The 5,656-nt window shown below is 72.0% G+C and carries 6 protein-coding genes; 4 read left to right on the forward strand and 2 right to left on the reverse strand.

The window, feature by feature from the left end:
* Positions 1-221: oxidoreductase C-terminal domain-containing protein (locus tag EHS43_RS35605; RefSeq protein WP_312023464.1), on the forward strand; the 221-nt coding region annotated here is incomplete at its 5' end.
* Between the two features lie 158 nt (positions 222-379).
* On the forward strand, positions 380-1,015 hold the full coding sequence (locus EHS43_RS35610; RefSeq protein ID WP_125194758.1) for a ScbR family autoregulator-binding transcription factor: 636 nt from the start codon (positions 380-382) through the stop codon (positions 1,013-1,015).
* Between the two features lie 645 nt (positions 1,016-1,660).
* Here EHS43_RS35610 and EHS43_RS35615 read toward each other — a convergent pair.
* Positions 1,661-2,305: a ScbR family autoregulator-binding transcription factor gene (locus EHS43_RS35615; protein WP_125194759.1), complete on the reverse strand. Its 645-nt coding sequence runs from the start codon at positions 2,303-2,305 to the stop codon at positions 1,661-1,663.
* A 156-nt stretch (positions 2,306-2,461) separates the two neighbouring features.
* Between EHS43_RS35615 and EHS43_RS35620 the strand changes: the two genes are divergently transcribed.
* Both EHS43_RS35620 and EHS43_RS35625 read left to right on the forward strand, forming a co-directional pair.
* The gene (locus EHS43_RS35620; RefSeq protein ID WP_125194760.1) at positions 2,462-3,400 is read left to right on the forward strand and encodes a ScbA/BarX family gamma-butyrolactone biosynthesis protein; all 939 of its coding nucleotides are present in this window, start codon (positions 2,462-2,464) and stop codon (positions 3,398-3,400) included.
* Positions 3,393-4,373: an NAD(P)-dependent oxidoreductase gene (locus EHS43_RS35625; protein ID WP_185806556.1), complete on the forward strand. Its 981-nt coding sequence runs from the start codon at positions 3,393-3,395 to the stop codon at positions 4,371-4,373. The genes EHS43_RS35620 and EHS43_RS35625 overlap by 8 nt, the downstream gene beginning before the upstream one ends.
* Positions 4,374-4,428: 55 nt before the next feature.
* On the opposite strand, the gene EHS43_RS35630 is transcribed toward EHS43_RS35625, so the two are convergent.
* Positions 4,429-5,656: LuxR C-terminal-related transcriptional regulator (locus EHS43_RS35630; RefSeq protein ID WP_221740792.1), on the reverse strand; the 1,228-nt coding region annotated here is incomplete at its 5' end.

The following is a 5,656-nucleotide window of genomic DNA, read 5'->3' on the forward strand; positions in this document are numbered from 1 at the left end:
CGGTGGTGCGGCGCGGGGTGCCGGACGGGGACGGCGGGTGGAGTGTGTGCTGGTTGCGCGGGGATCGGGTGACGGCGGTGCTGACGGTGGACCGGCCGCGCGATCTCGCCCAGGGAAAACGGCTGATCACGGCGGCGACCGCGGTGGACCCGGCGCTGGTGGCGGACGCGGCGGTGGCGCTCAGGGCGGCCGCTCGGACGGCTGTCGGGGCGGGATCCTGAACAACATCCGGACAATCGGTGGCGCGGCGGTGTGGCCGATCTCGACCGGGAGTAAATAGAGTTGAGCCACCCAGGGGGTTCATACCAGTCGACCGGTTTTACAATGGTGGGCGTGGGGCCAGAAGCAGACGGGGGACATGGAGCGAGGGAGTACTCGGATGGTCAAGCAGGAGCGCGCGGAGCGCACACTGCGGCGGATCATCTCGGCCGCCGCCGACCGGTTCGAGGAGAACGGGTACAGCGGGACGAGCCTCGACGACATCACGCGCACGGCGGGCGTCTCCAAGGGGGCGTTCTATTTTCACTTCGCGTCCAAGAAGCAGGTCGCCGACGCGGTCATGGAGCATTCGCGGGGACTGCTGGAGGACCTGATCGACTCGTCCTGCCTGACCGGCACGTCCTCGCTGCAGCGACTGATCGATCTCACGCACGGCCTCAACCGGCTGCTGCACACCGAGTCGACGGTGCGGACGGCCTTGCGGTTCCATCGTGAATGGCCGGGCCGGGAACCGGAGTTCGACCATTACGGCCTCTGGTACGGCGCGGTCGAGCGGCTGCTCGCGGACGCGGCCGCGCACGGGGAACTGCGGGAGCAGGTGCCCGGCGGGGCGGAGCGGGTGGTCGCCATGGTGACTCTGTTCTCGGTGGAGTCGCTCATCGCGCGCGGGATCCACACCCCGGAGACGGCTCAGCAGGTCACCGACCTGTGGGACGTCCTGCTCGCGGCCTTCGCAGCCGCGGACCCGACCCTCACCCTGCGCACCCGGGAACCGGAACCCTGCGAGGTGGGGTGACATCCGGCACGGCACCTGCCGGGCCCCCGGACGGGCCCTCCCCCTCTGAGCGACAGCGAGGTGGGGTGACGTGCTGGGGCGCCCGGACGACAGCGCCGGGCCTGCGTGCGCCGCGGTCACGGGTCAGCGCGGGCCCAGTCCACGACGGACTCCACCTGACGACCGGAGACGGACACGGTGAGGTGAGGATGACCGGAGGCTGCCCGCTCCCTGTGTGTACGAGGTCGTGGCCGTGCTCATCGACGACCAGCCTGGGCGGCTCGCCGGACTTCGCGAACGCGGGGCGGGCCGGGGTCAACCGGGACGGCATGCCGGGGCGCACCCGCAGAGGCCGTTCAGGTTTCGGTGCGGGTGACGCACCTGCAAATCGGTGACGACCGCAACGGAATGACCCACAGGTAGGCCGTCGGCAGGCGCGTGCGGGCGCGTCGGCAGGGACCGTCCGGGCGGCAGCCCACGGTCGGTGCGGGCCCCCGCGACAGGCACCGGCCGCGACTCCGGGGATATGCGGGCGCGCCTGCGGAGGCCGTCCCTGGTGGCAGCTCGCGATCGGGGTGGCTTCCCGCGACGCCGAGGGTGTGCGGGCGCGCCTGCGGAGGCCGGCCCGGTGTGCAGTCCGGGGTCGGCGTGGCCCCCGCCCCTCTCCTACTCGACGCCGACCAGTTCGCGCAGGTCGGTGCGGACGCTGCCCTCCGGGTGGAAGCGGGACAGCCTGCGCGGGGGGACGATGCTGGGCAGCAGCAGCTCCCACATGAGGGTGGTCTCCTCGCTCAAGTCCGCGCGGCCGGTGAGCACTTGGGAGCTGAGCTGGAGTCCGGTCCAGGAGCCGACGATGAGCCGGGCCACCCGGCCGGGGTCGACGTCCGCCTTGACGTCCCCCCGCTCCTGGGCGTGCACCAGACAGCCCCGGAAGAGCTCGATCCACCGGGTGTACGGCTCGCTGACGATGCCCGTCTTGGAGCTCCGGTCGATGACCAGCCGGATGCCGGCCCGCACCCGGACGTCGTCGACCAGCTGCCGCGCCATGGTGTGCAGCGTGTCGATGACGGTCTGCACCCCGGGCTTCTCGTCTCCCGTCGTCGGATCCAGGACGGAGAACTGTTCGTCGATGAGGGCCTGGGCGAGCTCCTCCTTCGACGCGAAGTGGAAGTAGAGGGCCCCCTTCGTCACCCCCGCCTCTTTGACGATGTCCCCGAGTGTCGTCCCGTGGTATCCCTCCGCGTCGAAGGCGCGTGCCGCCCCGTCGAGAATGGCCGCCCGAGTGACCTCCGCGCGTTCCTGCCTGGCCATGCCACCAACCCCTTCTCCGTGAACCTTCACCAGTTTGCCTTCTCCCCCCACAAAAAACCAACTAACTGGTACTGTTTCGCCGCGGCGCCCCATCGGGCCTCTAGTACGTCCAGCTCGACGTTTGTCCTGCTCAAACACGTTCTCAGGAGGCAAATCATGCGCGTTTCCCCGCTCCTTGACCAGACGGATTCCGTGTCGTTCGACGCCCCCGAGCTCTTCCTCCAGTCCGTTCCGCGCACCATCGTCCACCGTGCCGCCGTGTCCGAGGTCCTCGCGACGGGACTCCAGCGCGTCAGTGACGACCACTTCCGGGTCGGCGTCCAGTGGCCGCGCAGCCACTCCTACTACGGCCGGGTCGCCGGCCGCTGGCACGACCCGATGCTGCTTGCCGAATCGATTCGCCAGGCGCTGCTGGTGATCGCCCACCAGGCCTACGACGTGCCGATGGGCCACAAGTTCCTCTCCAGCAGCCTCGACTACCGCATCGAGGCCGAGGGCGCCCTGCTCACCGAGCGCCCGGCGCACATCCTGCTGGACATCCGGTGCCACAACATCAAGCGCCGCGGCCGGACCATCGGAGCCATGGACCTCCAGGTCGACTGCCTGCGGGACGGCGAGCTGGTGGGATCCGGCGCGATCTCCGCGCAGTGCGTGCCCGAGGCCGCCTACCGCAGGCTGCGCGGCGAGCGCGCGGACAACGAGCCCGGACTGCCGGTGCCGGACGCGGTCATACCCGGCCTCGTGGGCCGCACCTCGGACTTCGACGTGGTCCTCGGCGTCACCAAGGTGGACCGCGTGTGGACCCTGCGCTACGACAGCGACCACCCGGTGCTCTTCGACCACCCGGTCGACCACGTCCCCGGCATGGTGGTGATGGAGGCCGCCCGGCAGTCCGCGCTCGCCGCCCTCGGCACGCCCGACGGACTCATGGTCGCCTGCGACTCGGCCTACCAGAAGTACGTCGAGTTCGACAGCGCCTGCCTGGTGACCGCCACCCCGCGCCCCGCCCCCGGCGGCGGCCCGCACGCGGTCTCGGTCAGCTTCAACCAGGGTGGCGCCACGGCCGCGACCTGCGAGGTGCAGATCCTTGTCTGAGACGACGAGCAAACGCCCGACCGTGCTCGTCGTGGGCGGTACGGGATTCATCGGCGGCGCCGTCGTACGGGAGCTGCTGAGACCGACCCCCACCGGAACCCCGGCCGCCGACTTGCACATACTGTCGCGGCGCGAGCTTCCCGGGTGGATGACGTCGGCGGGTGCGCGGAGGATACCCGGCGATCTCACGGTTCCCGAGAGCTTGCGCGACTGCGCCGAGGGCGTGGACACGGTGCTCCACCTGGCCAGTTACGTCGGCCGGGACCCGGCACTGTGCGAGGCCGTGAACGCCGAGGGCACCCGGGCCCTGGCCCGGGCGGCCCGCCGCTCGCGGCTGCTGTACGTCTCGACCACCTCGGTCTACGGCACCGGCCCGCACCGGGGTGTGCCGGAGGGCCGGCTGACGCCGGCGCCGGTGTCGGCGGCCAGCGCGTCCCGGCTGCGGGCCGAGGAGGCGGTGCGCGAGCGGGGCGGGATCGTCCTGCGGCCCAACCTGGTCTACGGCCCCGGCGACCGCTGGTTCGTACCGCTGCTGCTGCGGCTGCTGCGCAAGGTCCCGGTCTGGGCGGAGGGCGGACGGGGCCGCAGTTCTCTCGTCAGCGTCCAGGAACTCGCCCGGATCGTCGCTGGGTTCACCCGCTGCGGATGGACGGAGGCCGACCGGGGCACCGTCTACCACGTCAACCATCCACGTCCGGTGACCGCGCGTTCGGTCGGCACCAAGCTGTGTCAGGGCTTCGGTCTGCCGACCCCCTCGGCGGACCTGTCACGAACCGCGCACTGGGAGCTGTCCTCCCGGGTGCTCCCGGAGTTGACGCACCATCAGCACGCACTGCTCACCGACGACCACTACTACGAGAGCAATCGTGTCTGGGAGCGGCTGGGCATCGAGCCCGGACCCGGTTTCGGCGCCGGGCTGGTCGCGGGGCTGCCGTGGTACCGGCGGCAGGCGGCGAGCGCACGGCTCGGCTGAGCGACGGCAGGGCACAGGGCGGGGCGGGCCTTCGACGGGGGCCCGCCCCGCCCCGTCACGCTTCCTGCGCCAGGATCGCCTCGGACACGCTCGTGGCCAGTTCGACCGGCAGGTCCTTGCGGCAGCGCACGCCCAGCTTGCGGTAGACGCGGGTGAGGTGCTGCTCGACCGTGCTCGGCGTGATGAACAGCTTCGCCGCGATCTCCCGGTTGGTGTACCCGCCGACCGCGAGCGCGGCGACCCGGCGTTCGGAGTCGGTGAGCAGACCGTTGTCGCCGACCGGCGCCCCCGGTGCCGTGGCCGGCTCCTCGGCCTCGTCCTGGAAGGACAGCAGCCCGTCGCTGAGCGGGGCCGCGCCGCACAGCGCGACCAGATGGCGGGCCCGCCGGACATGGGTACGGGCCCGGCGGTTGTCGCCCAGCTCGTGGTAGGCGGCCCCCAGGTCGGCCAGCACACGGATCTGCTCGTAGCGGTCGCCGCAGCGCTCGTACAGGTCGAGTGCCTCGGAGAGCATCTGGGGCCGCCGGGTCGCCGGGCCGGCCACCGCGAGCACCCGCAGCGCTCCGGCGCGGGCGCGGGCGCCGTTGGCACCGGGCCGGCCGAGCTGGTCGTAGGCGAGCCGGGAGGCCTGTTCGCGGTTGCCGAGCTCCAGCCACGCTTCGGCGGCACCGGTGCGCCAGGGCACGACACCGGGGACGTCGATCCCCCAGGCACGCATCCGGTCGCCGCAGGCGAGGAAGTCGGCGAGGGCCGCGTGGTGGTGGCCGGCGGCCAGGTGGTACTGGCCGCGGGCGTGCAGGTAGTGCAGCCCGTAGCGGGTGTCGAACATGGGCTTGGGGACGGTCCGGGTCAGGTACGCGCCCGCCTCGTCGTAGTGGCCCATGCGGGTGGTGGCGAGCACCAGGCTGCCCAGTGGGCCGCCGACCGCGACCCCCCAGGCGTTCGGGCTGATGTGGTTGAGGGCCTGCTGGGCGTGTTCGACCGCGCCGGTCAGATCGCCGAGACGCAGCGCGGCCTCCGCACGGGTGGCCGAGAGCAGGCCCATCCAGGTCGGCGAGTACGGCGTGTGGCCCTCACGCAGCAGACGGTCGCACCAGGCCGGGGTGTCCGGCGAGTCGGTGCACAGCAGCACGCCGAGCGCGAGCAGCGCGGGCTCCTCCGGCCAGGTGAGGTCGTAGCTGGGACCGCGGTCCTTGAGCACCTGGTGGGCCTGGCCCACGACCTCGTGGGCACGGCCGTTGACCAGGGCGTCCGCGAGCAGCGCGGTGGGCCGGGACCAGGAC

Origin of the sequence: Streptomyces sp. RP5T (genome assembly GCF_003933965.1) — a bacterium.
Taxonomy (GTDB): Bacteria; Actinomycetota; Actinomycetes; order Streptomycetales; family Streptomycetaceae; genus Streptomyces.

Excerpts from the sequence above, each read along its gene's own strand:
- EHS43_RS35610 (WP_125194758.1), top strand. The coding sequence starts at position 380 with ATGGTCAAGCAGGAGCGCGCGGAGCGCACACTGCGGCGGATCATCTCG.
- EHS43_RS35620 (WP_125194760.1), top strand. The coding sequence starts at position 2,462 with ATGCGCGTTTCCCCGCTCCTTGACCAGACGGATTCCGTGTCGTTCGAC.
- EHS43_RS35615 (WP_125194759.1), bottom strand. The coding sequence starts at position 2,305 with ATGGCCAGGCAGGAACGCGCGGAGGTCACTCGGGCGGCCATTCTCGAC.